The organism is Bacillus sp. FJAT-22090 (assembly GCF_001278755.1).
Taxonomy (GTDB): Bacteria; Bacillota; Bacilli; order Bacillales_A; family Planococcaceae; genus Psychrobacillus.
The window spans coordinates 2,883,638-2,909,748 of sequence record NZ_CP012601.1; the positions used below are offsets into that span (position 1 = coordinate 2,883,638).

At 37.2% G+C, this 26,111-nt stretch carries 25 protein-coding genes, 5 tRNA genes, 1 pseudogene and 2 riboswitches; of the genes and pseudogenes, 13 read left to right on the top strand and 18 right to left on the bottom strand.

Annotated features, from left to right (window positions below; all coding sequences use genetic code 11):
• Positions 1 to 3 precede the first annotated feature (3 nt).
• From AM499_RS14400 to AM499_RS14425, 6 genes are all read right to left on the bottom strand, one after another.
• Positions 4 to 1,065 carry a serine hydrolase domain-containing protein gene (locus AM499_RS14400; protein ID WP_053590863.1) on the bottom strand — a complete coding sequence of 354 codons (1,062 nt, stop codon included), beginning with the start codon at positions 1,063 to 1,065 and terminating at the stop codon, positions 4 to 6.
• A 90-nt stretch (positions 1,066 to 1,155) separates the two neighbouring features.
• Positions 1,156 to 2,106, bottom strand: a complete 951-nt coding sequence (locus tag AM499_RS14405; RefSeq protein WP_053590864.1) for a GNAT family N-acetyltransferase — start codon at positions 2,104 to 2,106, stop codon at positions 1,156 to 1,158.
• Positions 2,106 to 3,086 (bottom strand): N-acetylglucosamine kinase, encoded by a 981-nt coding sequence (locus AM499_RS14410; protein ID WP_053590865.1) that lies wholly within the window; start codon positions 3,084 to 3,086, stop codon positions 2,106 to 2,108. The genes AM499_RS14405 and AM499_RS14410 overlap by 1 nt, the downstream gene beginning before the upstream one ends.
• Before the next feature lie 143 nt (positions 3,087 to 3,229).
• Positions 3,230 to 4,804, bottom strand: coding sequence for a SpoIID/LytB domain-containing protein (locus tag AM499_RS14415; protein WP_053590866.1), 1,575 nt, complete (start codon positions 4,802 to 4,804; stop codon positions 3,230 to 3,232).
• 280 nt (positions 4,805 to 5,084) lie between these two features.
• A complete protein-coding gene (locus tag AM499_RS14420) occupies positions 5,085 to 5,729 on the bottom strand; it encodes a vWA domain-containing protein (RefSeq protein ID WP_053590867.1) in 645 nt (214 codons plus the stop codon).
• Positions 5,730 to 5,812: 83 nt separating this feature from the next.
• Positions 5,813 to 6,802 (bottom strand): macro domain-containing protein, encoded by a 990-nt coding sequence (locus AM499_RS14425; protein WP_053590868.1) that lies wholly within the window; start codon positions 6,800 to 6,802, stop codon positions 5,813 to 5,815.
• A gap of 153 nt (positions 6,803 to 6,955) precedes the next feature.
• On the opposite strand from AM499_RS14425, the gene AM499_RS14430 reads away from it, so the two are divergent.
• The 4 genes from AM499_RS14430 to AM499_RS14445 all read left to right on the top strand — a co-directional run bounded on the left by AM499_RS14430 (position 6,956) and on the right by AM499_RS14445 (position 12,130).
• On the top strand, positions 6,956 to 7,948 hold the full coding sequence (locus tag AM499_RS14430) for a LacI family DNA-binding transcriptional regulator (protein ID WP_053590869.1): 993 nt from the start codon (positions 6,956 to 6,958) through the stop codon (positions 7,946 to 7,948).
• Positions 7,949 to 8,113: 165 nt separating this feature from the next.
• Positions 8,114 to 9,499: a hypothetical protein gene (locus tag AM499_RS14435; RefSeq protein ID WP_053590870.1), complete on the top strand. Its 1,386-nt coding sequence runs from the start codon at positions 8,114 to 8,116 to the stop codon at positions 9,497 to 9,499.
• Positions 9,500 to 9,520: 21 nt separating this feature from the next.
• Positions 9,521 to 10,942, top strand: coding sequence for an aldehyde dehydrogenase family protein (locus AM499_RS14440; RefSeq protein ID WP_053590871.1), 1,422 nt, complete (start codon positions 9,521 to 9,523; stop codon positions 10,940 to 10,942).
• A gap of 12 nt (positions 10,943 to 10,954) precedes the next feature.
• Positions 10,955 to 12,130: an iron-containing alcohol dehydrogenase gene (locus AM499_RS14445; protein WP_053590872.1), complete on the top strand. Its 1,176-nt coding sequence runs from the start codon at positions 10,955 to 10,957 to the stop codon at positions 12,128 to 12,130.
• Positions 12,131 to 12,229: 99 nt separating this feature from the next.
• On the opposite strand, the gene AM499_RS14450 is transcribed toward AM499_RS14445, so the two are convergent.
• The 6 genes from AM499_RS14450 to tlp all read right to left on the bottom strand — a co-directional run bounded on the left by AM499_RS14450 (position 12,230) and on the right by tlp (position 17,383).
• On the bottom strand, positions 12,230 to 12,727 hold the full coding sequence (locus tag AM499_RS14450) for a GNAT family N-acetyltransferase (protein ID WP_053590873.1): 498 nt from the start codon (positions 12,725 to 12,727) through the stop codon (positions 12,230 to 12,232).
• Positions 12,728 to 13,178: 451 nt separating this feature from the next.
• Complete coding sequence (locus tag AM499_RS14455) at positions 13,179 to 13,886, bottom strand: alpha/beta fold hydrolase (RefSeq protein ID WP_053590874.1); 708 nt, start codon at positions 13,884 to 13,886, stop codon at positions 13,179 to 13,181.
• A 15-nt stretch (positions 13,887 to 13,901) separates the two neighbouring features.
• A complete protein-coding gene (locus tag AM499_RS14460; protein WP_053590875.1) occupies positions 13,902 to 14,498 on the bottom strand; it encodes a histidine phosphatase family protein in 597 nt (198 codons plus the stop codon).
• Between the two features lie 174 nt (positions 14,499 to 14,672).
• Positions 14,673 to 15,452, bottom strand: a complete 780-nt coding sequence (locus AM499_RS14465) for a YqhG family protein (RefSeq protein ID WP_053590876.1) — start codon at positions 15,450 to 15,452, stop codon at positions 14,673 to 14,675.
• A 35-nt stretch (positions 15,453 to 15,487) separates the two neighbouring features.
• Complete coding sequence (locus AM499_RS14470; protein WP_082355279.1) at positions 15,488 to 17,020, bottom strand: DEAD/DEAH box helicase; 1,533 nt, start codon at positions 17,018 to 17,020, stop codon at positions 15,488 to 15,490.
• Positions 17,021 to 17,149: 129 nt separating this feature from the next.
• On the bottom strand, positions 17,150 to 17,383 hold the full coding sequence (gene tlp / locus AM499_RS14475; RefSeq protein ID WP_053590877.1) for a small acid-soluble spore protein Tlp: 234 nt from the start codon (positions 17,381 to 17,383) through the stop codon (positions 17,150 to 17,152).
• 174 nt (positions 17,384 to 17,557) lie between these two features.
• On the opposite strand from tlp, the gene AM499_RS14480 reads away from it, so the two are divergent.
• Complete coding sequence (locus AM499_RS14480; RefSeq protein ID WP_053590878.1) at positions 17,558 to 18,205, top strand: hypothetical protein; 648 nt, start codon at positions 17,558 to 17,560, stop codon at positions 18,203 to 18,205.
• Positions 18,206 to 18,482: 277 nt separating this feature from the next.
• Here the strand turns inward: AM499_RS14480 and AM499_RS21715 are convergent.
• Positions 18,483 to 18,606, bottom strand: a pseudogene (locus AM499_RS21715) (transposase); the annotation flags it as partial.
• Between the two features lie 116 nt (positions 18,607 to 18,722).
• On the opposite strand from AM499_RS21715, the gene AM499_RS14485 reads away from it, so the two are divergent.
• The 5 genes from AM499_RS14485 to AM499_RS14505 all read left to right on the top strand — a co-directional run bounded on the left by AM499_RS14485 (position 18,723) and on the right by AM499_RS14505 (position 19,518).
• A tRNA-Ser gene (locus AM499_RS14485) sits at positions 18,723 to 18,815 on the top strand.
• Positions 18,816 to 18,871: 56 nt separating this feature from the next.
• Positions 18,872 to 18,948 (top strand) — tRNA-Met (locus AM499_RS14490).
• A gap of 3 nt (positions 18,949 to 18,951) precedes the next feature.
• A tRNA-Asp gene (locus tag AM499_RS14495) sits at positions 18,952 to 19,027 on the top strand.
• Between the two features lie 334 nt (positions 19,028 to 19,361).
• Positions 19,362 to 19,437 (top strand) — tRNA-Phe (locus AM499_RS14500).
• A 7-nt stretch (positions 19,438 to 19,444) separates the two neighbouring features.
• Positions 19,445 to 19,518: transfer RNA gene (locus AM499_RS14505), tRNA-Gly, on the top strand.
• 242 nt (positions 19,519 to 19,760) lie between these two features.
• Here AM499_RS14505 and AM499_RS14510 read toward each other — a convergent pair.
• The 5 genes from AM499_RS14510 to queF form a co-directional block, all read right to left on the bottom strand.
• Positions 19,761 to 20,300, bottom strand: coding sequence for a VUT family protein (locus tag AM499_RS14510; RefSeq protein WP_053590879.1), 540 nt, complete (start codon positions 20,298 to 20,300; stop codon positions 19,761 to 19,763).
• A gap of 46 nt (positions 20,301 to 20,346) precedes the next feature.
• The gene (gene queE, locus AM499_RS14515; protein ID WP_053590880.1) at positions 20,347 to 21,075 is read right to left on the bottom strand and encodes a 7-carboxy-7-deazaguanine synthase QueE; all 729 of its coding nucleotides are present in this window, start codon (positions 21,073 to 21,075) and stop codon (positions 20,347 to 20,349) included.
• A complete protein-coding gene (queD, locus tag AM499_RS14520; RefSeq protein WP_053590881.1) occupies positions 21,068 to 21,541 on the bottom strand; it encodes a 6-carboxytetrahydropterin synthase QueD in 474 nt (157 codons plus the stop codon). The genes queE and queD overlap by 8 nt, the downstream gene beginning before the upstream one ends.
• A 3-nt stretch (positions 21,542 to 21,544) precedes the next feature.
• Entirely contained in the window at positions 21,545 to 22,204 is a 660-nt protein-coding gene (gene queC, locus AM499_RS14525) for a 7-cyano-7-deazaguanine synthase QueC (RefSeq protein ID WP_053590882.1), read from the bottom strand.
• 54 nt (positions 22,205 to 22,258) lie between these two features.
• Positions 22,259 to 22,302, bottom strand: a riboswitch (PreQ1 riboswitch).
• 27 nt (positions 22,303 to 22,329) lie between these two features.
• Positions 22,330 to 22,830: a preQ(1) synthase gene (gene queF / locus AM499_RS14530; RefSeq protein WP_053590883.1), complete on the bottom strand. Its 501-nt coding sequence runs from the start codon at positions 22,828 to 22,830 to the stop codon at positions 22,330 to 22,332.
• Between the two features lie 253 nt (positions 22,831 to 23,083).
• Positions 23,084 to 23,130, bottom strand: a riboswitch (PreQ1 riboswitch).
• A 200-nt stretch (positions 23,131 to 23,330) separates the two neighbouring features.
• Between queF and AM499_RS22250 the strand changes: the two genes are divergently transcribed.
• The 3 genes from AM499_RS22250 to AM499_RS14540 all read left to right on the top strand — a co-directional run bounded on the left by AM499_RS22250 (position 23,331) and on the right by AM499_RS14540 (position 25,888).
• Positions 23,331 to 23,453 (top strand): hypothetical protein, encoded by a 123-nt coding sequence (locus tag AM499_RS22250; protein ID WP_269432347.1) that lies wholly within the window; start codon positions 23,331 to 23,333, stop codon positions 23,451 to 23,453.
• A 267-nt stretch (positions 23,454 to 23,720) separates the two neighbouring features.
• Positions 23,721 to 24,539 (top strand): purine-nucleoside phosphorylase, encoded by an 819-nt coding sequence (locus AM499_RS14535; RefSeq protein WP_053590884.1) that lies wholly within the window; start codon positions 23,721 to 23,723, stop codon positions 24,537 to 24,539.
• A gap of 473 nt (positions 24,540 to 25,012) precedes the next feature.
• Positions 25,013 to 25,888, top strand: coding sequence for a radical SAM/SPASM domain-containing protein (locus tag AM499_RS14540; RefSeq protein ID WP_053590885.1), 876 nt, complete (start codon positions 25,013 to 25,015; stop codon positions 25,886 to 25,888).
• Positions 25,889 to 26,111: the final 223 nt, after the last annotated feature.

Below are 26,111 nucleotides of genomic sequence, written 5' to 3' on the forward strand. Positions count from 1 at the left end.
AACTCACTCCTTCCATATTGATAAATTTGCCGCTATTAGGTTATGAAGTCTGGGACGCAACCGAATCATGCGATCATGTCGACCGAAATATACTCGATTGGTTAGTAATATCACAGTAGTTTCCGATTCAGGATCCAAGTAAAAACTTGTTCCTGTGAAACCGGTATGACCATACGTATTAAATGACATTAGATCCCCAGCCGGGCATGCACTTGATCCTTTCAGCTGCCACCCAAGTCCCCTAACCTCCTCTGAGAATGGAGTACAATTTTCACGCGACTTCCTAAGCCATGCTGGATTCAGGACTTGCTTTCCATTGTAATAACCTTCGTTTTCAAGCATGTCACAGTACTTTGCGATATCACCAATAGTGGAGAATAAACCCGCATGACCGCTAATTCCACCCATGAATTCCGTATTATCGTCATGGACGATTCCATACTTATGACCGTTTAAATGCTCCAAGTATTCAGTTGGAGCTATTCTTGAACGCTCAACTTTCGGCAAGAACGTGGTTTGATCCATCCTCAATGGCTCGAAAATATATTTTTGCACAAATTCTTGCAGCGGGATTCCACTGACAACCTTTACAATTTCACCTAATGTAATAAATCCCAAATCACTATAGATCATGTTGGTTTCAGGTTTATAAACGAGTTGATCCTCGTATATTTCATTTAACACTTCTTCATAACTCAATTTCCGTTCAAAATATGGCCGGTGTGCAATCATTCCCGAAGAATGGGTAAGTAGTTGTTTTATTGTCACGTCTTCTTTACCATTCCGACCAAAGGAAGGGAGTAAGGAGGCGACCCGATCGTTTAAATAGATTTCAGCGTCAGCAAGCAATTTCAAAATGGCTGGTAAGGTTGCCATCACTTTAGTCAATGATGCCACATCGAAAAGGTGGTCTGTCGACATTAGTACCTTATCTTCTTCGGTACTGTTGTATCCCACTGCTTCCTCCAAAATCCATTCGCCCTTATGTTTAATGCGTATAACAGCACCCGGAGTTGTTTGTTTCTCTATTTCATCATGGAGAAATTTTTCAACCAACCGCTTCATTCCTCTCCCCCTCTCTTAAAAAAATATGGACAAACTAAGATGAACAACAATAATAGATTCATAACCGGACATAATCCGCATAAATGATATCTACTCTAACGGTTTCGACATCGCCCGATACTTTCTCCACGGTTCAAAGCCAAGTTTCCCATAAAACTGTTTTAACTGGGTCCAATCAATAATAATTTGGTCGACTCCACGATTCATTAATTCATTGGCTGCCGCCTTAACCAAATCGATACCATAGTGCTTGCCTCTTATACTCCGGTCGATACCTAATGGTCCAATCCCTCCTGTTGGTGCTTGGAATAGAGGTGACCAGTAAACATTTTGTGCGATTATGGGTGAATGATGATCATTGATTCGGCAAAATCCCTGTAGTTTTCCTTCTAAATAAAAGCCAAGAAACTCTCTTCCATTTTGGCTTATACGATCATAATGCAATGCTTCGTAATGCCAACGACCTGGAAAAGACATTTCTAAGAAACGGAGAAGTTCAGGCATATCTTCTTTAGTTAAAACTCGGTAACAGTTTTTGTCATTTGTAAGTTCATACTTGGCTGCTCCCTTTACAGTTCTTAGTAAGTCGATTTCAACACTTTCCATTAAATAGCCTTTTTTTCTAAAGAAATCGATAGCCGATCCATCCTCAAAAGGTATCCCCGGAAAGTAATGAAGAGGATCTCTCCCTAACCTGACCTCTTTCAGATTCTGGAACTTGAAAGCTTGTTCAGCATGATTTAAAAGCTTTGTTCCAATTCCACTATTCCTTTTACTTTCACTTACGAACAAACATTGAATCCAGCCGATATCTTTTGACATATCGGCGGCCAGTTGTTCCTGATATTTTTTGCAAACGACAAATCCGACTAAGCGTTCGTGTTCAAAAATTGCAATGGATGCCTCAGGAAGTACATTCTTGTCTTGAAGGGTATTTTGAATCCACAATTCTTTCCTCATCGGAAATCTACTTCCAAGCGACTCATTCCACAAATTCACCACTTCTGCTGATTCAATATCCAAAACAGATTTGATGATCATTACTTCGCTCCTTTTTTATATTGCTTATTAAACGTATCGATGAACTGAGGACTAAGCTGTTTCTTCACTTTACTTAACCCTGCGGCGATAGCCCCTCCAACCGGTGCAGTTCTTGTAGATGAAAACACTATATTAGGGAGCTCTGGTTGGGCTAACGTTTTTAGTCGTTCCCTAAATAAATTGATGTTTGAGAAAACACCGCCAGATAAAATGACAGGAATTGAATCATCTACAGAAAATAGTTTCTGGTGGCAAGCTGAAATGGATGAATACATATCCTTACAAGCACCTTCAATGATCTCTTTCGCAATCGCATCATCATGGATAGCAGCATCTACCACTAACCTGCTCAGGGGAGCAATGATTGTTCTTGGATGTATGTCACCATAAATCTTATCGATAATATCCGGAACTCTTTTAACATTAAAGTAAGAACTGATCACGCCAGTTAACATGGTAGCTTTACCTCTTCCATCGTATTCTTTGAATACTGCTTGAAGGGCTTTATTGCCCAAGTCAAATCCACTGCCAAAGTCATCAAACAAGTAGCCCCAACCACCAACTCTTTCAATCTCTCCTACTGAATTCATCCCTACCGTAATTGCTCCGGTTCCTGAAATCTGTACTATTCCCGGACTGCCCAAAGTTCCAGAAAATAGAGCATTAAAGGCATCATTTTCAACGAAGATTTTAGTTTCATTAGGAAAACTTCTTCCAATCAATTCTGCTACCTCTTTATGCCGATTACTCTCGCCAACTCCTGCCATGCCTGCAAAGCAAACCTTAATTTGCAGATACACTTCCTTGTTCTGTTTACGCAGCTGATTTAGTAACCCATTAATCACATCTTCAAAATCAGTTTTACTTAATGTGTTCGGATTACTCCTGCCAGTTTCCGCTTCCATGTAAACGGTTCCATTTTCGTCTGCAACAACTGCAGTGGTTTTCGTACCTCCGCCATCGATTCCTAATACAAACATAGATGGTCCACCTTTTGTTTCGTTTTTCTATAATTATAAATTGTTGAAATATTTTTTCAATATAAATCAGGTATATTCGTTATTTTATTTCACAAATAAAAACTGTCGAAATTCATCAAAGAGAAATTCCGACAGTTTTCTTCTTAATATCTTGTTTCTAAATCAATTCCAGTATAGTAGTGTTTAAGAATTGTATCATACGTGTAGCCTTTAACCGCCATGCCCATTGCTCCTGTTTGGGAAAGACCTACCCCATGGCCCCATCCACCGCCATATGCTTTGTAGCCGATGACTTCCTTAGTTTTTTTATCCTTAACCGAATCGATGAAGAACAATGTGCTTAGAAGTGATGCTTTATTTCCACTCGCATTGATATATTTCAATGCGGTACGGATTCGATCTTTGTATTCATAAAAAGTCCCATTTTCAGTCACAAATTCGATTTCCAAGACACGTCCGGAATTTGAACGCTCAATAACGTTAACTTCGAGAATCTTTCCTGAATCAACATTGAAGTATTCACTCACAACGTCTTGCATCTCCTCAGCAGTCCATTCGAAATTCCAACGGTGATATCTCGACCAGTCAGCCTCATAATCTCCATTTTTAGCAGCACGAAGAGATGTTGAGTTGGCACTATTCTTGAATACTTCTAAAGTTGGTACATGTTCAAGTGCTTTTCCTCGCTCAGCATCTGGAACTCCTCGAAGGTAAGGAGTTGGCTCGGAATTCCAAACATCTTCATTATTAGCAGAATAGCCTCCGCTAGTAGAGTTGAATACAGCCGTAATCAGTTTACCTTCATACGTTGCCACAACACCTTTTGTACCATCAACCGCGGCGTTTGAAACTGGATGTTCCGCCTCATAACCACCATATACTTGGTCAGAAGTAGTTGGAAGTAAATCATATCCATCCTTACTACGTTTGCCCATATTGGACGCTGCGTAAGTACGGGCTGCTACTGCTTGTGCCTTTTGCGCTTCCACTTCCCCATACGGATTTGGCGGAAGTTCACGTGGTACCACACCGTACAGATATTCCTCCATCGAAAGCTCATTGATACCTGCTAAAGAACCTGTACTGTTAAATCCAACTTCTGCAATTCCTCGATAAAGCTTACCGTTGATTTTAACTAAACTGCCTTCTTCTCCAATTATTTGGATCTGATTATGGGAATTTTTAACTTCCTCTCCCTTTTTAACTGCCATTTGCGCTTCGCCCTCTACAATTGTGATCAAGCGCCAATAGGCATCTGCTGCTCCAAGACCTTTTGCAACAATTTCATTCTTGAATGCATTCCTTACAGAGAAGGAGGCGTCTGAAGGGAATTCACCAATCAACAATCGGTAGCCATTATTAAATTCTTCAAGATACGTTGGATAGCCAAAAGATTCAGCACGAGATAACCAATCAGCTATATACGCATTGCTTGTAGAAAAAGCTACTTGCAATCGATAATTAGTTTTACTGATTGCAGATTCTCCTAATTCAACAGTTAGTTCTTCGTTGTTTCCCTCAAAGAGAACTTCACCCGTGATTTTATCAATTACATCAAACTCGCCATTTCCGCCAACAGTTAATGATTCTACCGCCGGATTTACACCTATTCGGATTTTCGGAACAGCTTCTTCAGCCATTGCAGAATTGATTCCCGTAAATATTAAAGCACTTACTATTGCCAATAAAGAAAAAATCTTAAACCCCTTTTTCAACATTTCTCCATCCCCTCTTATTAAAATAAAAAGCATTATCTAACTTCTCTGAATATATGAAATTTCCTTTTAAAATTTCGAGAATTTTTCGATATTTTATTTTAATTCGTTCTATAGTTTCATAACAACAAGAATAATACATTATTTTTTACCTATAAATTTGACAAAGTTAACAGAATTTTAGTAATGCTATTTTACAAGTAAAAAACTACAAAAGGGATATACAGAATGGTAAAAAAGCGATTAGCATGTCTGGTTAATATTTTTCAAAAATTTACTTTCTTTACTGACGTCGTTGAAAATCTTCTTCAATATCTTTTTTCCAAGTTCGATCTATCTTTTTTCCTTTACGGAATGAAGTAACAGCTTCATTGAGTGTTTGGAAATTTAACTGAGTCCCCTCCATATCCGCGTGATATTCTACAGCGAAATCTTCATTAATTCCGAACTTTGCAGCAGTAGAAATAGCATCAATATTTGCACCAAGAAAAATAAATTCCCATCTATGTTTTTCTTTTTGATGTGCAATCATTGATTTTATTTTGTCATAGGTATATTCGCAACTTGCATTTTCCATACCATCAGTCGTGATTACAAACAACACTTTATCAGCGCGTTCCCCTTCCATTGTTCTTTTTTGTGCGTTCCCTATTTTTTGAATTGCAGATCCAATTGCATCAAGCAAGGCTGTCGTTCCACCAACCTCATATTCCTTTTCCGTTATTGGGGAAATTCCTCTTACATTAATACGGTCATGGAGTAATTCATATTCGTGGTTAAACAATACAGTTGTCACTGTTGCATCGCCTTCTTCTTTTTTTTGCTTGGCAAGCATCGCATTATATCCACCAATTGTATCTGCCTCTAGTCCTGCCATTGATCCACTTTTATCAAGAATAAAAACTAACTCTGTTAAATTGTTTTTCATCTTCGTCTTCCTCCTAAGTTTGTTATTTACAAACTCAGCATAACAACTCCGAATTCCAAATAGGTCGCTTCCAAAGCGACAAATTAAGCACCTAACAGAACTTGATCAAAAGCAAACAATGCCTCATTAATTTCGTGAATATTATAATTCTCTTCTTCCATAAAATATTCAATTATAAGATCAAACTTACTACTACGTGACAAAGTGTAGCCAGCTTTAGATAACAAATCCTTTGTTTCCTCTATATCTAATTCTAATGCTATAGCGAAAGCAATCACTGTTTTTTTGAGCGGAGTATAATCAACAGAATTGCGGATTTTAGAAAAAAGACGACGGTCAATATTTGCTTTTTTATACGTCTCCACATCTGTCATCTTTTTTTCATCAATTAAACGTAAAAGTCTTTCTGAGAATGTTTCTTCCATATATTTAAATACATCTTCCAAGCTCCTCTTTTTTATTGAAGCTTCTTCTAATATAGCTTGGGACTCCAGTTCAAATAGCTCTTCTTGTCGATTGCGAGAAAATTGTAGACTTAGTTCCTCTACATAATATTCATCAATGTATTCATGAATGGAAGTAAATAATTTTCCACTTAATCTGAATGCACTCTTATCAAAAACAACCATATACACATGCATTTCATGTTCCATCAAATAGGCACTAATGGTTGAAATGGCAACCTGTAAAGCCTGTTCTTTCGGATAGCCATATATGCCAGAAGAAATAAGGGGAAAAGCGATAGATTTACAATTGTATTGTTTAGCCAAAGACAATGCATTTCCATAGCATGCTTTAAGTAGCGCTTCCTCGTTTTGTGAGCCTCCTCTCCAAATTGGACCGACTGTATGAATAATATGCTTTGCTTGTAACTGAAAGCCATCCGTAATGACTGCCTCCCCCACAGGACACTCTCCAATTTCATTACACGCTTTTTGCAATTGCTCTGAACCTGCTGCTTGAAAAATAGCTCCACATACTCCTCCACCCATTTGAAGGGAAACGTTAGCTGCATTAACAATAATATCTACCGGCATTTTAGTAATATCATTTCGCACGATTTCTAATGGCAAAATTTTCACGCTCCTTCTCAAAGTTGCTCTTTCTTAAATGATAGCCAATATAGAGCATGTTGGAAAGAATCTCTCTTCTCTTTTACACAAGCATTTACATATAGCAACTTTGTATAAAATAATGTATTATCAACGTAAAAAGGAGGTATCGTTTTGGTCTCATCTAAAGACGTGGCAAAGCACGCAGGAGTATCCCAAACGACAGTTTCGCGTGTATTAAATATGCCTCAAACTGTTAAAAAACCAACTCTTGATAAAGTAATGAAAGCAATCGACGAGTTAAACTACATACCAAATGGACATGCGCGTTCTCTTGTTCAAAATAAAACCAATACAATTGCCCTTTTATCAGGTCCACTACATAATCCTTTTTTCGTAGATACAACAACAGCAATCGTAAATTATGCCAATGAAAAGGGTTTTCGGGTGAATGTACAGTTCGTTAATGACAAAAACCTTTCCGAAGCATATGCAACTGCAATTGCGCATAAAGTAGACGGCGTTATTTTATCCTGTATATTAATTGACGATCCAATATTTGAAAAACTGAAGCGGATGGACATTCCATTTATCACCTATAACCGAAAACACAAAAATAATGAATACTTTGTTGAAATTGATAATTTTCATGCTGGTTATTTATCTGCAAAGCATATGATTGAACAAGGCCACGAAGAAATTGCTTGGGTTGGTGGAACTTTGAACGTTAGCACATTCAATAACCGTTATCTTGGATTTCTTCAAGCGATGGAAGATTGTAAAGTACCACTCCAAGAGCAATATATTATTAACACGGACACGTCTAAACAAGATATTACACGTGCTTTCCATGAGTTACTCCAACTAAAAAAACGCCCTTCTGCTATTTGTGCCGGAGCTGATTCGATTGCTCTAAACTTAATCGATGACGCTATACAGGAAAAATTACAGGTACCAGAGGATATTAGTATTATTGGAATCGATAACGTAGATTTAAGTCGCCATGGGTCCATTCAGCTTACTACGGTTGGTAGCGTCTCTGAGCAAAATCTAGGATATATAGCTATTCAGAAATTGATAGAAATGATTGAAAATAAAAAAAATGGTTGCATACAAATTACTGAATCTGTTAAAGTGTTTGGTAGAAACACAACACGGAAAATATAAAACAGCCTTTTGAAGGGTTTGTTTTATTTTTTCTCAAAAATGAATACGTAACCATTTTTAGTCTATATATTTTTCTCTAAAAATGGTTACGTATTCATGTAAGATTATTTTTTATTTATATCGTTTTGAAAGGGGTTTCATTATGTTAGGGGGAGGAATTTTTTTATGAAATGGAAAGACAGAAAGTTTGGGGAAGAATCTCCATACATACCAGCAGGACCTTTTAAAATACGTTTACCTTTTATTCATTATCGTTTTGAATGGCCTGACTATGTTCAAGGGTTACTTATGTGTGCAGTTGATTTATCTGCCATTCCACTATTAATTGAATTATTAGGAATGCCATTTGAAGTAGCTTTAGCAATTATAGTACTAAATGGTCTTTTCTATTTACTGCATCATTTACTTGGAGACCCGGCTGTTCCAGGATGGATTACACCGGCAATTCCATTAATCATGTTATATTGCCAACAGTTCCCTGAAGGACCTGAACGAGTACATTCGCTGATAGCTTTCCAGATGACGCTCGGAATTCTTTCTCTTTTCTTAGGAGCAACCGGTTTGGCTTCAAGAGTCGTACAATTAATTCCAGCAGCGATGAAATCTGGTGTTATTCTTGGCGCAGGATTTGCAGCTATCATCTCTGTTTTTCAAATCGGTGGGAAATTCGATGATTTTCCATGGACAATTACAATTGCAATAGGTATCGGATTCTATCTTTTATTTTCAAAACACTTTGCAACATTCCAGAATCGCAATCCATTTTGGGGAACGATTGCTAAACTAGGTATTTTCCCAGTAATTATTATAGCAGTTGTTATCGCTCCTTTATTCGGAGAAGCAGCTTGGCCAACAATTCAATGGGGCATCTCATCTCCAGACTTCATCACATTATGGAATGAATATACTGTTTTTGGGTTAGGCTTCCCACCACTTATGATGTTTATCACTGGTTTACCTACTGTACTTGCAGCTTACATTGTATTATTCGGTGATGTTTTACAAACAAAAGCTTTAGTTGAAGATGGTGCAGCAGTACGTCCAGATGAAAAAGTTGAATATAGCCCAAGTCGTGCACATTTAATATTCGGTATGCGTAACAGTGTAATGAGTATTTTAGGTCCGGACGTTACAATGAGCGGTCCATTATGGTCTGCGATGCAAGTAGTTATGATTGAACGATTTAAAAAAGGCCGTAAAGCTATGGATTCCATCTTCGGTGGTGTCGGTTCCTTCCGTTGGGGTACAAATACAGGTTTATTCTTATTACCAATAGTTAGTTTAGTAGAACCGATCTTAGGAGTTGCTTTAGCTTTAACGATGTTAATTCAAGGGTATGTAAGTGTGAAAGTTGGTATTCTTGAATCACGGAGCCAACGTGATTTAGGGATTGCTGGTATTATCGGTGCAGTTCTTTGTATTAAAGGAGCTGCATGGGGATTCGCAGTAGGGTTGATACTTTGCTTTTTAATCTATGGTAAAGACTTCTTCAAAGGTGAAGTAGACGATACATTTATAAAAGATAAAATAACCGAAGAAGACATGAGTTAAATACGAGAGGATGATTATTTGATGGAAAAGCAATTTTACGTAAATGGTGAATGGAAGTCTTCAGAAAAACTAGCTGACCTCCACTCCCCACATACTAAAGAAGTGATTGCACAAATACCACAAGCAACTCGTGAAGAAGTAGAACAAGCAATCGACTTTGCATACGATGCCAGAAAACAAATGGCTGAACTTACTGCTTACCAACGTGCTGCAATTTTAGAGCATATTACACAATTGTTTATTGATAACCGCAAAAAAGCAGCTGAGATTATTTCTTTTGAAGCGGCGAAGCCGATGAAATATGCATTAGCAGAGATTGACCGCACAATTGAAACTTATAAATTTGCAGCTGAAGAAGCAAAACGATTAACTGGTGAATTGATTCCGATGGACGCTGCAAAAAATGGTGCAAATCGTTTTGGCTACACAATTGAACAGCCAATTGGAGTGATCGGTGCCATTACACCTTTCAATTTCCCACAAAACTTAGTAGCACATAAAGTAGGACCTGCAATTGCTGCTGGCAATACAATTGTCCTAAAGCCAGCATCACAAACTCCCCTTTCTGCTCTATTTTTAGCTGAATTGATTGATCAAACCGCTTTACCTAAAGGTGCATTCAACGTTGTAACAGGTGGCGGTAAAACAATTGGAGACGCACTAGTGGAAAGTGACAAAGTGAAAATGATTACATTTACAGGTAGCCCTGCAGTCGGAAAAGGTATCCGTGATAAAGCAGGATTGAAAAAAGTAGCACTCGAACTAGGTTCCAACGCAGGATTGATTATAGACAAGAACGTGGATTTATCGCAGATCGTACCAAAATGTGTCATGGGCGCATTTTCAAACCAAGGGCAAGTATGTATTTCCTTGCAACGCACGTATGTAATGGATGAATTATTCGAAGAATTTATCCAACAATTTTCGTCATCTACAAAAGAACTTGTGATTGGAAATCCGCTAGAAGAAACAACAGACATAGCAGCCATGATCAATCCAGGTGAGCAGGAAAGAGCATTGAGCTGGGTACAGGAAGCAGTAGAGCATGGCGCGGAAATAATTGCGGGAGGCACTACTGAAAATGGTGTTTTCATGCCAACCATTTTAACAAATGTATCCCCCACTTCAAAAGTTTCCTGTCAGGAAGTCTTTGCACCAATCGTTGTTGTAAACCGAATTACTTCTATTGAAGAAGGTATTCACGCTATCAACGATTCAAACTATGGTTTACAAGCTGGTATTTTTACGAACGATATCCAAACAGCCTTTAAAGCTTCTAAAGAATTAGAAGTTGGAGGTGTAATGATTAACGATATCCCAACGTACCGTATCGACCAAATGCCTTATGGCGGAGTAAAAGAAAGCGGTACAGGTAAAGAGGGCCTAAAGTATGCAATACATGAAATGACTGAAACCAAACTAGTAGTTTGGAATCAACAATAGGGAGTGTTAAATATGTCTGAAAAAATTACATTACCTCCAGTTAGTTATACTGGATGGGGTTCACTTTCTCATCTATTAGAAGAAGTAAATCGCTTTAATTCAAAAAAAATTCTCGTTATTACGGACCCTTTTTTAAAGGAGATTGGCTTAACTGATCAAGTAGTTGCTCCACTTGAAGAAGCAGGTTACGTGATGGAAATATACACAGAGGTTGTACCAGAGCCACCTTTAGCTATTGGTGAAAAACTAGTCGCTTACACTCGTGACAATGAATTTGATATGGTTATCGGAATTGGCGGCGGAAGCGCACTAGACTTAACAAAGCTTGCAGGTGTGTTAGCAGCACATGACGGGAACGTTGCAGATTATTTAAATTTGACTGGCACAAAAAAAGTGACAAAAAAAGGGCTCCCTTCTATCTTAATCCCTACTACATCGGGGACTGGTTCAGAAGTGACAAATATTTCTGTTCTATCTTTGGAAACTACAAAAGACGTAGTAACACACGACTATTTGTTAGCAGACGTGGCAATTGTCGATCCTGCTTTAACTATTTCTTTACCACCAAAAGTTACTGCTGCAACTGGAGTAGATGCATTAACACATGCAGTAGAAGCGTATATTTCTAAAAACGCTAGTCCTATCTCGGATGCATTGGCGCTACAAGCAATTCGTTTAATCAGCAACTCAATTAGAACTGCTGTATCAAACGGCGAGGACAAGCAAGCTCGAACTGATATGAGCTATGGAAGTTACTTAGCAGGTCTCGCTTTCTTCAACGCAGGTGTTGCGGGTGTTCATGCATTAGCCTATCCAATCGGCGGACAATTCCATGTTGCACATGGGGACTCAAATGCCGTTTTACTTCCATATGTAATGGGCTATATTCGCCAAAGCTGTGAAAAACGAATGAAAGATATATTCGAAGCGATGGGCTTTAGCTCTACAAATCTATCTCAAGAAGAAGCATCTTATAAATGTGTAGCGGAGTTGAAACGTCTTGTAGAAGATGTGAACATTCCATCTACTTTAAAAGGCTTTAACATTACAGAAGATGCAATAGATAGCTTAACTAACGATGCCGTCGAGCAAAAACGCATCCTTGCTCGTAGCCCAATGCCCTTATTAAAAGAAGACATTTATACGATATATAAAGCAGCTTTCGATGGGGTAGTTGTAGAGAAATAATAAAAAAACTGGAGCGCTAATTGCTGCTCCAGTTTTTTTATTATGTTCGGTACTGTTATTGCTGTTGTATAGATGGAATAGTATCCGTTGGAGGAGCTACTATAGGTCAAAACGATAACATTTTGCACCTTCCATGCCACCTAGTTTATTTTCTTCCTCAATATCTCTTACAAATCCATAATACTCATATAATTGAATGGCTTTTATCATTGGATCGCCCGTAAACAAATAAATACTTTTCGCATTTTTTTCTTTTGCATAATCTACACAAGCATTTAATAATTTTTGTGCAACTCCACGTCCTCTAGCATTCGGATGAACTCCCAATAAACGTATGAAAGGTGCATTAATATGAACGGGGTGCCCCGAATATGCTTTTTCAGCCGTTTCCCCTAGTATTTCCTGGTCGTCTCTCGCAATTAATATTCGATCCACATCCGTACTATCCAAAGAAGTAATAATATCTTTTAAGTAGCTCTCCCAAAATTTAGGGTCATCGAAACCATTTTCATATTGTTGGTAACTCTCTATCAATAGTTTCTGAACTCTTGCTTTATCGGCTTCTAGTAATTCTTCTACAACGATTTCAGTAATCATTTAAACCCTCCTCTAAAATAATAAAATCAAACAATTAACCTAGTTAACAGGTCTGAATAATGTTATTTTAGATTAACACCGAACTTTTACAATAACAACTCCTTAACTAATAGAAGTTTTCTATTAATAAGCCATCATTTTAATCAAAAGGTTTTGATATTTACACTTGTTTAACTGATACTTTGTTATTCATAATGAATGGCCGATGTGTTCAAAGTAACTTAGCGAATAGAACATGGATGCGCTCTTACCGCCTAAAGCGCGCATCCTAAAAATAACCCTTATTACAGCGTCATTTTATTAGTGCAATTTTTTTTAAGACAATTTTGTATTCTTTCGCATCATTACATATCAACTATGAAGTATAGCCCGCTGTTCAAAAATGAAGCATGAAAAATATAAGACTGCAGATTTCACGTAATTTCACGCTTTATCTACAGTCTCCTAATAGTTATGTTTGTTTTATAAATTCTTCTACTATACTAGTGTATATTTCTGGTTGTTCTGTATGCACCAAATGGCCCGCAAAGGGAACGATTGCCACATGTACATTTTTATTAGCTTTTGGATATATTGTTGCACCAACCGTTTCGTGTGGGTTTCTTTCTCCAACGATGAATAGGACCGGAAAATCAAATTCGTGCATTGATTTAACATCATCGAATGGATACCAACCTTCATTTCTCCCCTTTAAAATGAATTGTTTCCAGTCGGAAGAATGTAATTGGTTAAAATAATTATTTGCTTCTTCGCTCTTCATTACATTCTTTTGAGAATCCACATCTTCTTTATGAAGCTCTAACCAATTATCCGGTTTCACTGGCGTAATTCCCGAAACAGTTAATGTGTAAAGTCTCTCAGGATATAGCTGAGCAAACTTAATAGCAACTAAAGCCCCCAATGAACATCCTACTAAATGGATAGCTTTTAGTTTATAATGTTCAATCGTTTCGAATAGATCTCTCGCAGAATCCTCGAAAAAATTTTGTATATCATTCGAAATAGATTGCCCGTGTCCTCTTAAATCCGGTGATAAAACTTGAAAATCTTTACTGAAATACTCTCTTTGAAACTCAAAGTCTGTCAATCCTGTCTGTAGACCAGTATGTAAAAACACGATTGGTTCCCCATTACCTCTAGTACGTGTATGTAGTATCACTTTCCCACCCCTAATTTAACTTAAGTGCGCCTGATTATTTAAAAATCTAATAACTCTCACATTCTCTTTAATCTCCAATAAATGTATACCCGTATCTCCAGTAGCATATACAAAATTACTGGTATTTGACTGCTGAAGAAATGCTTTAAGAAATTGGGAGATTAGTCCACCATGAGAGACAATCGCCACCCGCTTGTACTCTTGGTATTCATTTGTTATTTTATGAAATATCCTTTCTGCTCGAAAACGAAATTCCAACTCTGATTCTCCATTCTCAATCGGAATATGAGCAGGTCTTCCATTGGGAGGTAAGGGATATTTAATAGCAGCCACTCTTGAAAGTCCAGCAAGTACACCATTATTAAATTCCATTAAGTCTTTATCCTCGATTAATACACATCCTACTTCTTCTTGAAGTGTTAAGGCTGTGCTTTTCGCTCTTTTTAATGGGCTTGATAAGATAATGTCTGGAGGAAAGTGTGTTGCTACAAAAGCGGCCATTTTCTTTGCTTGTTTCTCTCCTAGATCGGTTAAAGAAAAATCCGCTCTTCCCTCATGCACACCTAACAAGTCTGCTTCTGATTGGCCGTGCCTTATTATTAGTAATTCCAAGTATTCCACCCCTGTGTAAGTGCCAACTTCACTAGCGACTCTTCTAAATAATATATAACAAAATTATACGCTAGTCCTAATTAAAAATTCCAATACTTGTTAAAAATAATCTAGTTTCCCATATAAATGACCGTTTGATATGATTATCAAACGGCCTTAATATGTTGTATTAAATTATTTAACGTAAAATAATCCGCCATTAATAATTTCTATTTTTATCCTAGGCTCGTATTGTTCTTGTAGTGCTTTTTTCTCCATCTCATAACATTCCGGTTTAACGGTAACCCCTTCATAGAAATATTCTAGTACTTCCAAGTCCTTTTGCCATCTTTGTTTCGCTTCTTCCGCCCAAGTGTGATCATCCTGTTGTATGAGATGATCAATAATCTCTTCTAATCGTTCAAGTGCACGGAGTGGTTTGATAATATAAGGTAGGTTAAATGTATTTTGAGACGAAGTTGTTTCTAATTCAAGTCCTGTTAGCGATTCCTGAAAATGATCGATAATACTACCGGTCATCAAGTTTATGCCTAAAGAATGAAGCATTTCCTTCGTTTGATCACAGTAATACGATATTTTATAATTTACTCCTAACCAAGGAGTTAATATCGTTCTTGCCTCTGTGTTATCTATTTTCTCATACATATGCACAAATGAACCCATCCGTCTGGTTGTTTGAAAAATTTGATTTAGTCTGGGAGAACCAAAGTGGACAACCTCCCCTTTAATCTTTTCAACAAGCTTATTTTGATCTGTAATTAAGGTTAGTTGAGCTGGACATGGCACCCCGTTTATACTTTCTAGGTATTGCCAATAATAGGGGCGATTCATAATTTTTTTATCCATATCTACCGTTAATTGGACCGTCATGTAATAATCATGGTTTTGGATGATTTGACAGTTATTTTCCGTAAAAAATTTCTGTAAATAACGGTGAACTTCTTGTGGGTACATACACATCCTCCCCTCCTTCCTTATCAAGAATCAGCTTATATGGTTTTTTTAAAAGTAGATAAAATGTCATCTAACTCACCTACGGCTTTTTCAAATACATCAATTTTTACATACAACAAATCTAATATATTCTTCTCAATTGTGTTATCGATGGCTAAGTTATATATATGGACGTCGTGTTCCTGCCCTAAACGATGGACACGCCCAATTCGCTGCTCTAACTTCATCGGGTTCCAGGGAAGATCATAATTGATGACATGGTGACAGAACTGTAGGTTAATACCTTCTCCTCCAGATTCCGTCGCAATCAATACTTGTGCTTTTTCTTTAAATAAATGCTTCATCCAATCTCGCTTCGATTTGTTAAACTTTCCGTTAAAGGGAACGCTTGTAATGCCTTTAGATTGTAAGTACCATTGTAGATAAACCTGGCTCGCTCTATATTCTGTAAAGACGATGACCTTATCATTTGCCTTTGAAATGATTTCATACACCTTTTCTGCTTTCGAATTTATTTCCAATTCACTAAGTTTTTGAATGATTTCTTCTATATAACTAATCTCTTCTGGTTCCGTACATTTTTGAAGCATTTTATTTAACGTCAAATAGGTTGCTTCCTTACTGCTACACATTTCCTTTTGCAGCGTGATCATAGAAAAAGCACCTGAAAAAATTGGCGAAATATTTTTAAGCTCTAAAATCATGTCGTACACTTCTTTTTCCTCTTTGGAAAACTGAATAGGAATAATTTCAACTTTTCGATTTGTCCATTCAATTCCAGTATCATGTCTTCTATTTCGCACCATAACTTGATTGACCAATTCTCTTAAATATTCATCGTGCTCTAAGTTATGTTTGCTCGCAGAGAACTCCGATTGAAAGGTCTCATAATTACCAAGATGTCCTGGTTTCAGTAAAGAAATAAGATAAAAAAGTTCAAAGATATCATTTTGAATTGGTGTAGCAGTTAACAATAAGCAGAATTTTTTCTTTAAACCTTGGACAAATTCGTAAATTTTTGTTTTATGGTTTTTTAATTTGTGCGCCTCATCAATAATAATCATGTCATAATCCTGCTCATAGATAAGTTCTTTATGTGGGCTTTTCTTGGCGGTATCCATACTCATTACCACTACTTCATAATGATCTAATGAATAATTTTTTTTATAAGCAATAGCGGGGATGTAAAATTTATAATTTAACTCTTCAATCCATTGATTAATAAGTGACGCTGGAGCTAAGATCAACGCTTTTTTTACAAGTCCCCGTATAAGATACTCTTTTAATATCAAACCCGCTTCAATGGTTTTACCAAGTCCCACCTCGTCTGCAAGAATCGCTTTTCCATTCATCCTTTCGATGACCGTTTCCGCAACATCTAATTGATGATTAAGGGGTGTTAAATTAGGTAAGTACTTAGGAGATTGAAGACCTAAAAAATCTGTAATCAGATTAGCCTTCATCACTTCGTAACTCATATTGTATAATGTCCAATTATCCCAAGGTTCACGATTTTCCAATCTATCTATAAAGCCTTCTTTCCACTCAGACGACCTTTCTATTATCATGAATATCACCTCATGTAACTTTCTTCTTTCTGTTAGATTGTCCAAAAAAGAAGTACCTATGTTTTTTAAAATGAAATAACTTCGAGAATTAAAAAAGATGGAGAATTTCTCCCCATCTTTTTACTAATATTATGAATAACCGTTTTTTCGTGCCTTGGCTTCATCTAAAATTTCTTTTCGAAAACCTTCAAGACTCTCTTCACGTCGTGCATTCTTCTGTTTAATTGCCTCTCGTTCATTGCCATCAAGATAAGGCATTAATTCTTCAGCTGCTTCCATATTATCTTTTGTATTTTTCACCATATCTTGAAGCTTTTCTACATTATCTGAACGATCATCTGGCTTTGGAATGTTTTTACTCATTTTAGTTCCTCCTTTTTTTTAATAAGGTCATACAAAAATTATAGTCCCCAATCCTACTAAAACTATTCAGTAACATAATTAATACAAAAAATTGGTTATAAATAAAATGAATTAAATTAACAATTTGGGAGAAGATAGAAGAGGAAAAATACTAGAAAAAGAGGCGAAGACGACATGTCGATGGAATGGTTTAACAGAGTAACTAGTGAGCTTCAGGAACAATTGGAATCCATTTGTGAGGAATATGACAAAAATGGACATATGAGTGTAAATCAGGCTTCCAAACATCCACGAATTGAATTTTTTGTCGAAACAGATAAGGATGAAAGAGAATATTTCTATACTCTGCTTTTCGACCCTCATAATGAAGAATTTTACGAAGAAAGTTTTGATACAACAATTCAACAACCAACAAGAATTATTTTAGATGACATTACGGATATAATTGAAGCCATTCATGAAAGCTTTCATGAATTTATAGACGATGATGACTATGACGATGAGGATTTTGATTTGGAAGAGGAATACGAAGTGCTAGATGGTGAAATTACTCTTGAAGAAATTGACGTTGAATGGGAAACTCCAGAAGTTACTGCTTTCCAAATTGAGGATAAGATTGAAGTTACTTATCAATTTGGTATAGACAGCGCTAACGGTGATGGTGTTTTGCGAAGAGTTAACCGAATCTGGACAGAAGACTCTGAGTTCTTTGAAGACGAAAGTAATTTCTCCTTTAAAAAAGAAGAGGGAAGTACGATTATCGCTATGATTGCCAGCCACTTGGATAAAATGGTTGGATATGAAGAAATTATTAACGAATAAACTTAAGGGCATATCTTTATAGAGATGCCTCAGACTGTAGACAAACTCAAAGAAATTTGAAACTGTCTATAGTTTTTTTATTTACAATACATAGTAAGAAATCGTCGATTTCCGTTTCAGGCGCTACGCTTTCCACGGGCACGGCCTCAGCCTTCTCCCTCGCTACGCTCAGTCCGGGTGCTTCGGCTCGCGCTGTTCCCGTAGGAGTCTTCGCGCCTTCCACTCCAATCGACTAGTGTTGGCTAATTTAAAAAGTGTTGAGTTTCTAAATCTTCTAAGAGGTAAATTGCGGTATTTCAGTATGAAAACCAAATCCTAAAAACCAGCGATACGCCATATTCGTTTCGATTCTCTTTTATTGTTTGGCGCATCGAATGGATGCCAAATGTATATGGAATAAAGCAATTAGTTTTCTCTTTTGTATTTATTTTAAAAAAACATTGCTTTTATTAGGAAAAATAAATTATAATATAATATGTCGCTAATAATTGATAGTAATACTTACCGACATTAATACGGAGGAATACCCAAGTCTGGCTGAAGGGATCGGTCTTGAAAACCGACAGGCGGGTCAAACCGCGCGGGGGTTCGAATCCCTCTTCCTCCTCCATTTTTAACTAATTACTAGTATTTGTGGTATACTTAAATAAGTAAGTATATTATTATCGCGGGGTGGAGCAGTTCGGTAGCTCGTCGGGCTCATAACCCGAAGGTCACAGGTTCAAATCCTGTCCCCGCAACCAAATGGTCCCGTGGTGTAGCGGTTAACATGCCTGCCTGTCACGCAGGAGATCGCCGGTTCGATCCCGGTCGGGACCGCCATTTAATTTATTATAAGATTCATAGAAGCAAACAGAGATATCTGTGGCTTTGTACATATTAAATTGAAGCTTAGTACAAACTTAATAGAGATTTAGGATAAGCAAGCAAATCGAGGAAGCAATCGAACGAAAGAAGGAGCGTACTCAAGTACGTGACTGAATGAGTGAGTGCAGCTGACAAAGAGTTGCGCAGCTTAGCGTAAATCGATTAGAGATTTGGAATAAGCAAGTAGCTCGAGGAAGCAATTGAGTGAAGAAAGGCGCGTACTAAAGTACGTAACTGACTGAACGAATGCAGCTGACGAAGAGATACGTAGCTTAGTGCAAATCGAAGAGGCTCAGTAGCTCAGTCGGTAGAGCAAAGGACTGAAAATCCTTGTGTCGGCGGTTCGATTCCGTCCTGAGCCACCATAATTACGCGGGTGTAGTTTAGTGGTAAAACCTCAGCCTTCCAAGCTGATGATGAGAGTTCGATTCTCTTCACCCGCTCCAATATTATCTTTAGTGAATAAAAAATACATATAATAACCCATCCGAGAATTAATCAAGGATGGGTTATTTTTTATAGTTATAAAATAGTCCTACTAATGGGAGGCACTCATAAACTCTTCAAGTTATCTCTTAGCGAGTATGTGCCCCGTTGATTTTCGTTCAAGGCGGGCGCTTTCCGCCGGCATGAAACGAAAATCAACATTTGTATACTCCCTTCTAATGGAGGACTTTATTTAAAATAATTATTTTGAAGGGATACTTTTTCCCTTGCTTACATAAACTTGATTCAAGATTAGTGCACCTAACATTTGAATAATAGTCTTCACGATAATTTGACCCAAAATAGCGGCTGGTACGGCTTCCCAAGGAAGTATATTAGCCCCTAGTGGACTCAACCCAATTATAACGAAAATGACAGAATCAAGAAATCCACCAACGATTCCGCTATAGAACACACGCCAAGCCATTGGTAGTTTCAACCGAGAGTAAATCTCCGTATCAGCTGTTTCAGCGACAACAAATGAAAGTGCCGATGCTACCACAATCAATAGTGTATCACCAAGTATGAATGAAACTATTGCAGATAATGCTAAAGCTATAAAAATAAATAAATACGTCTTTGCTCTACCATATTTATTTTGCACAAGATCTCGGAAAATGAAGGTTGCTCCAATTAATAGAGTTCCCATAGGAACGATAAACATCCCAAATTGTAATGGTGCAAAAGCTGCCGTTACCACGTTAGCTGTGACAATAGATAATAAATAGAATAATATTCTCATGATGTTACTCCTCAAGTTAATTTTAATACAGTTTTTTTACCGCCCACTATACCCCTCTTTTATTTCCCCATACAAGAGCATGTAACTGTGGCAGAACTTTGACGTCTTTTAATTCCGCATCTGCTATCACCCTATCAATCAGAGCTTGGTACTTCTCTAATAAATGGCTGATTAGTCGAGGGTTATCAGTCGTTGTGATATCGTCATTTCCTACTTGTAGGTAAAAAGGAATCGTCGGGTATCGACGGTGAACTTGCTTGGCATATTCATAATCCTCTTGATTGAAAACGACTATTTTAAGAGATATATGCTGCTCGCTATTTCGAATTTTAAGTTTTCCAATGATATCCGAGAGCACCGAAAAGTCCGTAGTCATTCCAGAGCTTGGCGGTTTTGGTGAAATCGTCAGTTCATCGATTTCGTATAACCATTCCTGCCATCTGCTTCCCTGTGTCTCTACTCCAATTTTTATGTCGTTTTCTTTTAATAGAGCAATGAGTGCATCCAAGTTACGAAGGAGTGCTGGGTTTCCTCCTGAAATCGTGACAAATGAAAAACCACTACCCCCAAGACGTTTCAACTCTGACCAAATCTCATCTGCTGTCATTTGGACAATAAGATGTTTGCCGCTACCATCCCACGTAAAAGATGAATCACACCAGGAACAGGAATAGTCACAGCCGGCAGTCCGTACAAACATGGTCTTCTGTCCCACTACCATTCCTTCACCTTGAATAGTTGGTCCAAAAATCTCCATAACAGGTACCTTACTCAACTTCCATCCACTCCCGTCTCACTTCAGCATAGCTTGTCGGAGTTTCATACAATCTGATAAATTCTACACGCGCACCATTATACCGTTCTGCTTCAAACAGTGCTTCAGCCAGCTTTTCGTAAATCCAAACAACGATGTTCTCTGCTGTCGTATTCATCGATGGAAGAGTCTCATTTAAATAACGATGATCCAAATCAATTTCTATTTTTTGTTTCCATATTTCTTTTATATCGCCAAAATCAATCATCAAGCCGCGATCATCCGTGTATCCACTTACCCCTAAAACAGCTCGATATGTATGGCCATGTAGATTTTTACATTTCCCCTCATAGTTATGTAAATGATGGGCAGCATCAAAGGTAAATTCTTTACTTACGAGAACACGCTTTGAATGATACTTTAATTGGCTCATTTGGATATCTTCATTTATTTTTTGGAGCCTCTCGACAATTCTAAAATTAGACATGCCTTAGGACTCCTTTTTGAAGCTTAAATACTCATCAAGCCCTTTTTTTCGCAGCTTACACGCTGGGCATTCACCACAGCCATCTGCTTTTATACCGTTATAGCATGTTAATGTTCTTTCCCTAACAAACTCAAGTGCCCCCAGCTTATCCGCAAGTTCCCATGTCTGTGCCTTGTTCAGCCACATCAGCGGTGTATCAATTACAAAGGAAGCATCCATTGATAAATTCAACGATACGTTCAAGGATTTAATAAAAATATCTCGGCAATCAGGATATCCGCTAAAATCTGTTTCACAAACCCCAGTCACGATATGCTTCGCTCCTACTTGGCTTGCTAAAACTCCTGCAAATGAAAGGAAGAGCAGATTTCGACCAGGCACAAAAGTGGATGGCAGCTCCCCTTTTTCTCCGTCTTCTACCTTAATGTCATCTCGAGTCAAAGCATTTGGAGCAAGCTGATTTAAGAGCGACATATCAAGAATGTGGTGCTTGATACCAAGATCCTTTGCTATCTCCTTTCCACATTCTATTTCCAAACTATGCCTCTGCCCATAATCAAAAGTCACTGCTTCAATGTCTTTAAAACGTTCTTTTGCCCAGAACAGACAAGTGGTACTGTCCTGACCTCCGCTAAACACAATGATTGCTTTTTCCTGTTTCATCTTCTGTAAAACTCCCTTTTAACGAAAAAACAGCACCCTAAAAAGAATGCTGTTTTCTTCTTAGTTTTTTAAAGAGGGTAGCTAAAAACCTCTTCCTTCATATGGAGGACTATACAATTCCTCGTTTATCGATTATCTATTTTTTCTGGGTAGAGATCATGGTTCATCAAACGATAATTTGCCATCTCTTCGTATTTGGTACCCGGTTTCCCATAGTTGCACCATGGATCAATCGAGATTCCCCCACGAGGTGTGAATTTTCCCCAAACTTCAATATACCTAGGATCAAGTAATTTAATTAAATCGTTCATGATGATGTTGACGCAATCTTCATGGAAATCACCATGGTTTCTAAAACTAAATAAGTATAATTTTAGCGACTTACTTTCCACGATCTTTTTATCCGGTACGTATGAAATATACATTGTCGCAAAATCCGGCTGATTTGTAATCGGGCATAAACTAGTGAACTCTGGGCAATTAAATTTTACAAAATAATCACGATTGGAATGAAGATTATCTACTGACTCCAGTACCTCAGGTGCATATTGAAATGCATACTGTACACCTTGATTTCCTAACAGTGTCAAATCCTTTAAACTTTCTTCATGATTTCGGCTAGACATAATAAAAAACCTCCTTATTAAATTCACCTTGGCGTATTTCATCCAGAATTTTAATCGTGCTTTCTCGATTGAAAATCTATGATATCGCCAGAGGCTTTTCACTTTATACAACTGGCGTTTGTACGCAGCTTAATATATTGTGAAGTGTTTCCCAACACTTTATCAAGAGAGGCATTCGTAACTTTTCTATAAAACCTATACTATATAAAAACACAAAAAGCCACGTCCAAATATGGACATGGCGAATAGTCATGTATCCATAGTTTTTTATAGAGGGTATCAGCTATGAACCTCTCCCGATCAAGTTCGGGTACTTATCTATAATATAGAATGCTTTCGTAATCGTCAAATAGATATTTATAGATTACAAGATGAGAATCTATAGAAGAAATGTGGTTATAATATTTGAGTTTTAACCGATAATCTCTTATTAAGAGATTATCAACTTTTTTAAAATTATCTTCTAAATGTATGTATAAATTCCAATTAGATTGACTATATTGTTAATAGATTACAAGATTCAAGGAGGAATAGAAATGAAGAGTCCAATAGATTTACCAGAACAATTACCAGAAACTTTAGATGAGTTATTGACTTTGTTATTACAAACGATTATCGCTTAGGAGAGATTTTATATTAAGATTGAAACTTGGAAACATAGTAAAGTAGAGATTTCTACTTGTATCAGGTAGATATCTCTACTTATTTTCTATTCTACTAAACTCTTGTGCTGCAACTCTGAATTTCATTTCCCCTATACTTTTATTCCACATTATTATATTTAGCTTTCTTTACAATGCTCCTTAAGTCCATTAGACTTTTATCGACAACATGCTTAAATCTTTTTAGCAGGTGTATACTTAGCGTATCGTTTCAAGGAGGAGTTATTCATGCACAACATTCAAGATATTTTAGAAGCTAGAGATTTTATTATGAGCAAGACGGACAATCGTCCTGTAATCGGATTGATTCTCGGTTCTGGTTTAGGAACGCTTGCCGATGAGATTAAAAACTCAGTCGTAATCCCTTATAGCACGATTCCACACTTCGCAAAGTCGGAAGCAATCGGGCATGCGAACGAACTTGTTATTGGAGAACTAAACGGAAAAATAGTAGCAGCAATGAAAGGCCGTTTTCATTATTATGAAGGTTACACTTTGGATGAAGTAACATTCCCAGTACGTGTAATGAAAGCGTTAGGTATAGAGAATATCATTATTACAAACGCTTGCGGTGCTGTTAATACAAATTTTAATCCAGGAGATTTGATGTTAATTACCGACCATCTTAATTTAGTTGGGACAAATCCATTAATCGGACCAAATAATGATGAATTGGGAACTCGTTTCCCTGATTTATCAAAGGTGTATAATATGGAGCTACGTTCTATTGCAACTAAAGTAGCGAACAAGTTAGATATGAACTTACAACAAGGTGTTTATGCTTGGTGGAGCGGTCCAACTTACGAAACTCCTGCAGAAATTCGAATGATTCGCACATTAGGAGCCGATGCTGTAGGTATGTCAACAGTACCAGAGGCTATTGTAGCAACACATGGTGGTATGAAGGTACTCGGTATTTCTTGCCTAACGAATATGGCATGCGGGATATTAGATCAGCCATTAAACCACGATGAGGTAATTGAGGTTGCAGGTAAGGTAAAAGTTAAATTTGTTGAATTAGTTAAAGGTGTTTTAGAAGAGATTTAATAGATATGGTTGTCCACTGAGTATAGTGACCTTGAGTCCGTTTTGGTTTCTAGGTAGCTTTGGACTTAACATTTATTACACCTTTTCCGAGAGAACGAGAGCTGATGGAAGTGACTTTGTCACTTTCATCGGCTCTTTTCTTTTCGGTTATCCTGTGGCTGATGTTTGTCCGTCGCTCCCCTTCAACCTTATTGCACTTGATGTTTTAGGTTGGGGGAATGAAAGAATAAAAACTCTCTAAGAATTGAGAAAGTAGCCGAAGATGCAATTTCGGCTACTTTTTCGCCTTTTATTTTAGATACACTTACTTTTATCAATAGGAATTATTACTTGATACACATTAATCACAAAACAGCTTTTATGTTCACAACATTATTACAACCTGCTTTCAAAAACTACTTAAGAAATGTATATTTTCTGTTAGAATGAATGTAGTTATGTGAATATATTAGAACTGGAATGGTGAACAAACATTGAAAACATTTAAGAAAATGTACATTGAAATTACAAGCGTATGTAATCTGGCTTGTAGCTTCTGTCCTCCAACAAGTCGAAAGGCAAATATCATTAAACTTGATGCATTTAACAACATACTAGATCAGATTAAAGACCATACGAAATATATTTATCTTCATGTCAAAGGGGAACCCCTTCTGCATGCTAGAATCGATCAATTACTGGACGCTGCACATGCGAAAGGATTTAAAGTAAATATCACGACAAATGGGACGCTTATTAAAAAGAATCGTGAAAAACTACTAGGCAAACCTGCATTACGCCAAATCAACTTCTCCTTACATAGCTTTGATGGTCATGAAGGTTCAGAGAATCGCGAAAAATACTTAGGAGATATTTTGGAATTCGTGCGTGATGCCAAGGAGCATAATACGATTATTTCTTATCGACTATGGAATTTACAAAAAGAAGCTGAATCCGATTTGGCTCATCGAAGAAACCGAGAAACATTAGAAATCTTAGAAAATGAATACAACCTAGATTACAAAATCGAAGAAAAAGTACAACCAGGAAAAGGTATTAAAATTGCACAGAACGTTTATCTAAACCAAGACCATGAATTTCAATGGCCTAGCTTACAAGCACCAGAAGATGATGGAAAAGGATTCTGCCATGCTCTTCGGAGTCAAGCAGCCATTCTTGTTGACGGAACCGTTGTCCCTTGCTGCCTAGATGGAGAAGGCGTCATCAATTTAGGTAATATCAATAAAACCCCCTTCTCAGAAATTATCGAAAGCGATCGAGCAAATGCCCTCTATGATGGATTTACGAGAAGAGAAGCTGTGGAAGAAATGTGCAGGAAGTGTGGATATAGACAGAGATTTGGAGTTTAGAGATTTCTTAAATAATATTAAAGACAAAAAGTAGCCCTCAGTCGAGATACCTCGATTGCAGGGCTATATCCATATAAAACAACTTCTTTTCATCTGTGTAAGCCATCTAACCCATATCGAACCTACAAAGAAAACTAGTAACAAGTTATTAATCTATTCATTTGAAATACCTATATACTTTTTCTAATTTTTTCTCTTCCACTTAATATTTCCATTAATATTG

What these genes read in the sequence shown, in the direction of transcription:
- tlp (WP_053590877.1), bottom strand. Translation starts at nt 17,383, where the DNA reads ATGAGTAAAAACATTCCAAAGCCAGATGATCGTTCAGATAATGTAGAA.
- AM499_RS14405 (WP_053590864.1), bottom strand. Translation starts at nt 2,106, where the DNA reads ATGATCATCAAATCTGTTTTGGATATTGAATCAGCAGAAGTGGTGAAT.
- AM499_RS14435 (WP_053590870.1), top strand. Translation starts at nt 8,114, where the DNA reads ATGAAATGGAAAGACAGAAAGTTTGGGGAAGAATCTCCATACATACCA.
- AM499_RS14535 (WP_053590884.1), top strand. Translation starts at nt 23,721, where the DNA reads ATGCACAACATTCAAGATATTTTAGAAGCTAGAGATTTTATTATGAGC.
- AM499_RS14420 (WP_053590867.1), bottom strand. Translation starts at nt 5,729, where the DNA reads ATGAAAAACAATTTAACAGAGTTAGTTTTTATTCTTGATAAAAGTGGA.
- AM499_RS14450 (WP_053590873.1), bottom strand. Translation starts at nt 12,727, where the DNA reads ATGATTACTGAAATCGTTGTAGAAGAATTACTAGAAGCCGATAAAGCA.
- AM499_RS14510 (WP_053590879.1), bottom strand. Translation starts at nt 20,300, where the DNA reads ATGAGAATATTATTCTATTTATTATCTATTGTCACAGCTAACGTGGTA.
- AM499_RS14445 (WP_053590872.1), top strand. Translation starts at nt 10,955, where the DNA reads ATGTCTGAAAAAATTACATTACCTCCAGTTAGTTATACTGGATGGGGT.
- queF (WP_053590883.1), bottom strand. Translation starts at nt 22,830, where the DNA reads ATGTCTAGCCGAAATCATGAAGAAAGTTTAAAGGATTTGACACTGTTA.
- AM499_RS14470 (WP_082355279.1), bottom strand. Translation starts at nt 17,020, where the DNA reads ATGATAATAGAAAGGTCGTCTGAGTGGAAAGAAGGCTTTATAGATAGA.
- AM499_RS14400 (WP_053590863.1), bottom strand. Translation starts at nt 1,065, where the DNA reads ATGAAGCGGTTGGTTGAAAAATTTCTCCATGATGAAATAGAGAAACAA.
- AM499_RS14480 (WP_053590878.1), top strand. Translation starts at nt 17,558, where the DNA reads ATGTCGATGGAATGGTTTAACAGAGTAACTAGTGAGCTTCAGGAACAA.
- AM499_RS14410 (WP_053590865.1), bottom strand. Translation starts at nt 3,086, where the DNA reads ATGTTTGTATTAGGAATCGATGGCGGAGGTACGAAAACCACTGCAGTT.
- queD (WP_053590881.1), bottom strand. Translation starts at nt 21,541, where the DNA reads ATGTCTAATTTTAGAATTGTCGAGAGGCTCCAAAAAATAAATGAAGAT.
- AM499_RS14465 (WP_053590876.1), bottom strand. Translation starts at nt 15,452, where the DNA reads ATGTACCCACAAGAAGTTCACCGTTATTTACAGAAATTTTTTACGGAA.
- AM499_RS14415 (WP_053590866.1), bottom strand. Translation starts at nt 4,804, where the DNA reads ATGTTGAAAAAGGGGTTTAAGATTTTTTCTTTATTGGCAATAGTAAGT.
- queC (WP_053590882.1), bottom strand. Translation starts at nt 22,204, where the DNA reads ATGAAACAGGAAAAAGCAATCATTGTGTTTAGCGGAGGTCAGGACAGT.
- AM499_RS14440 (WP_053590871.1), top strand. Translation starts at nt 9,521, where the DNA reads ATGGAAAAGCAATTTTACGTAAATGGTGAATGGAAGTCTTCAGAAAAA.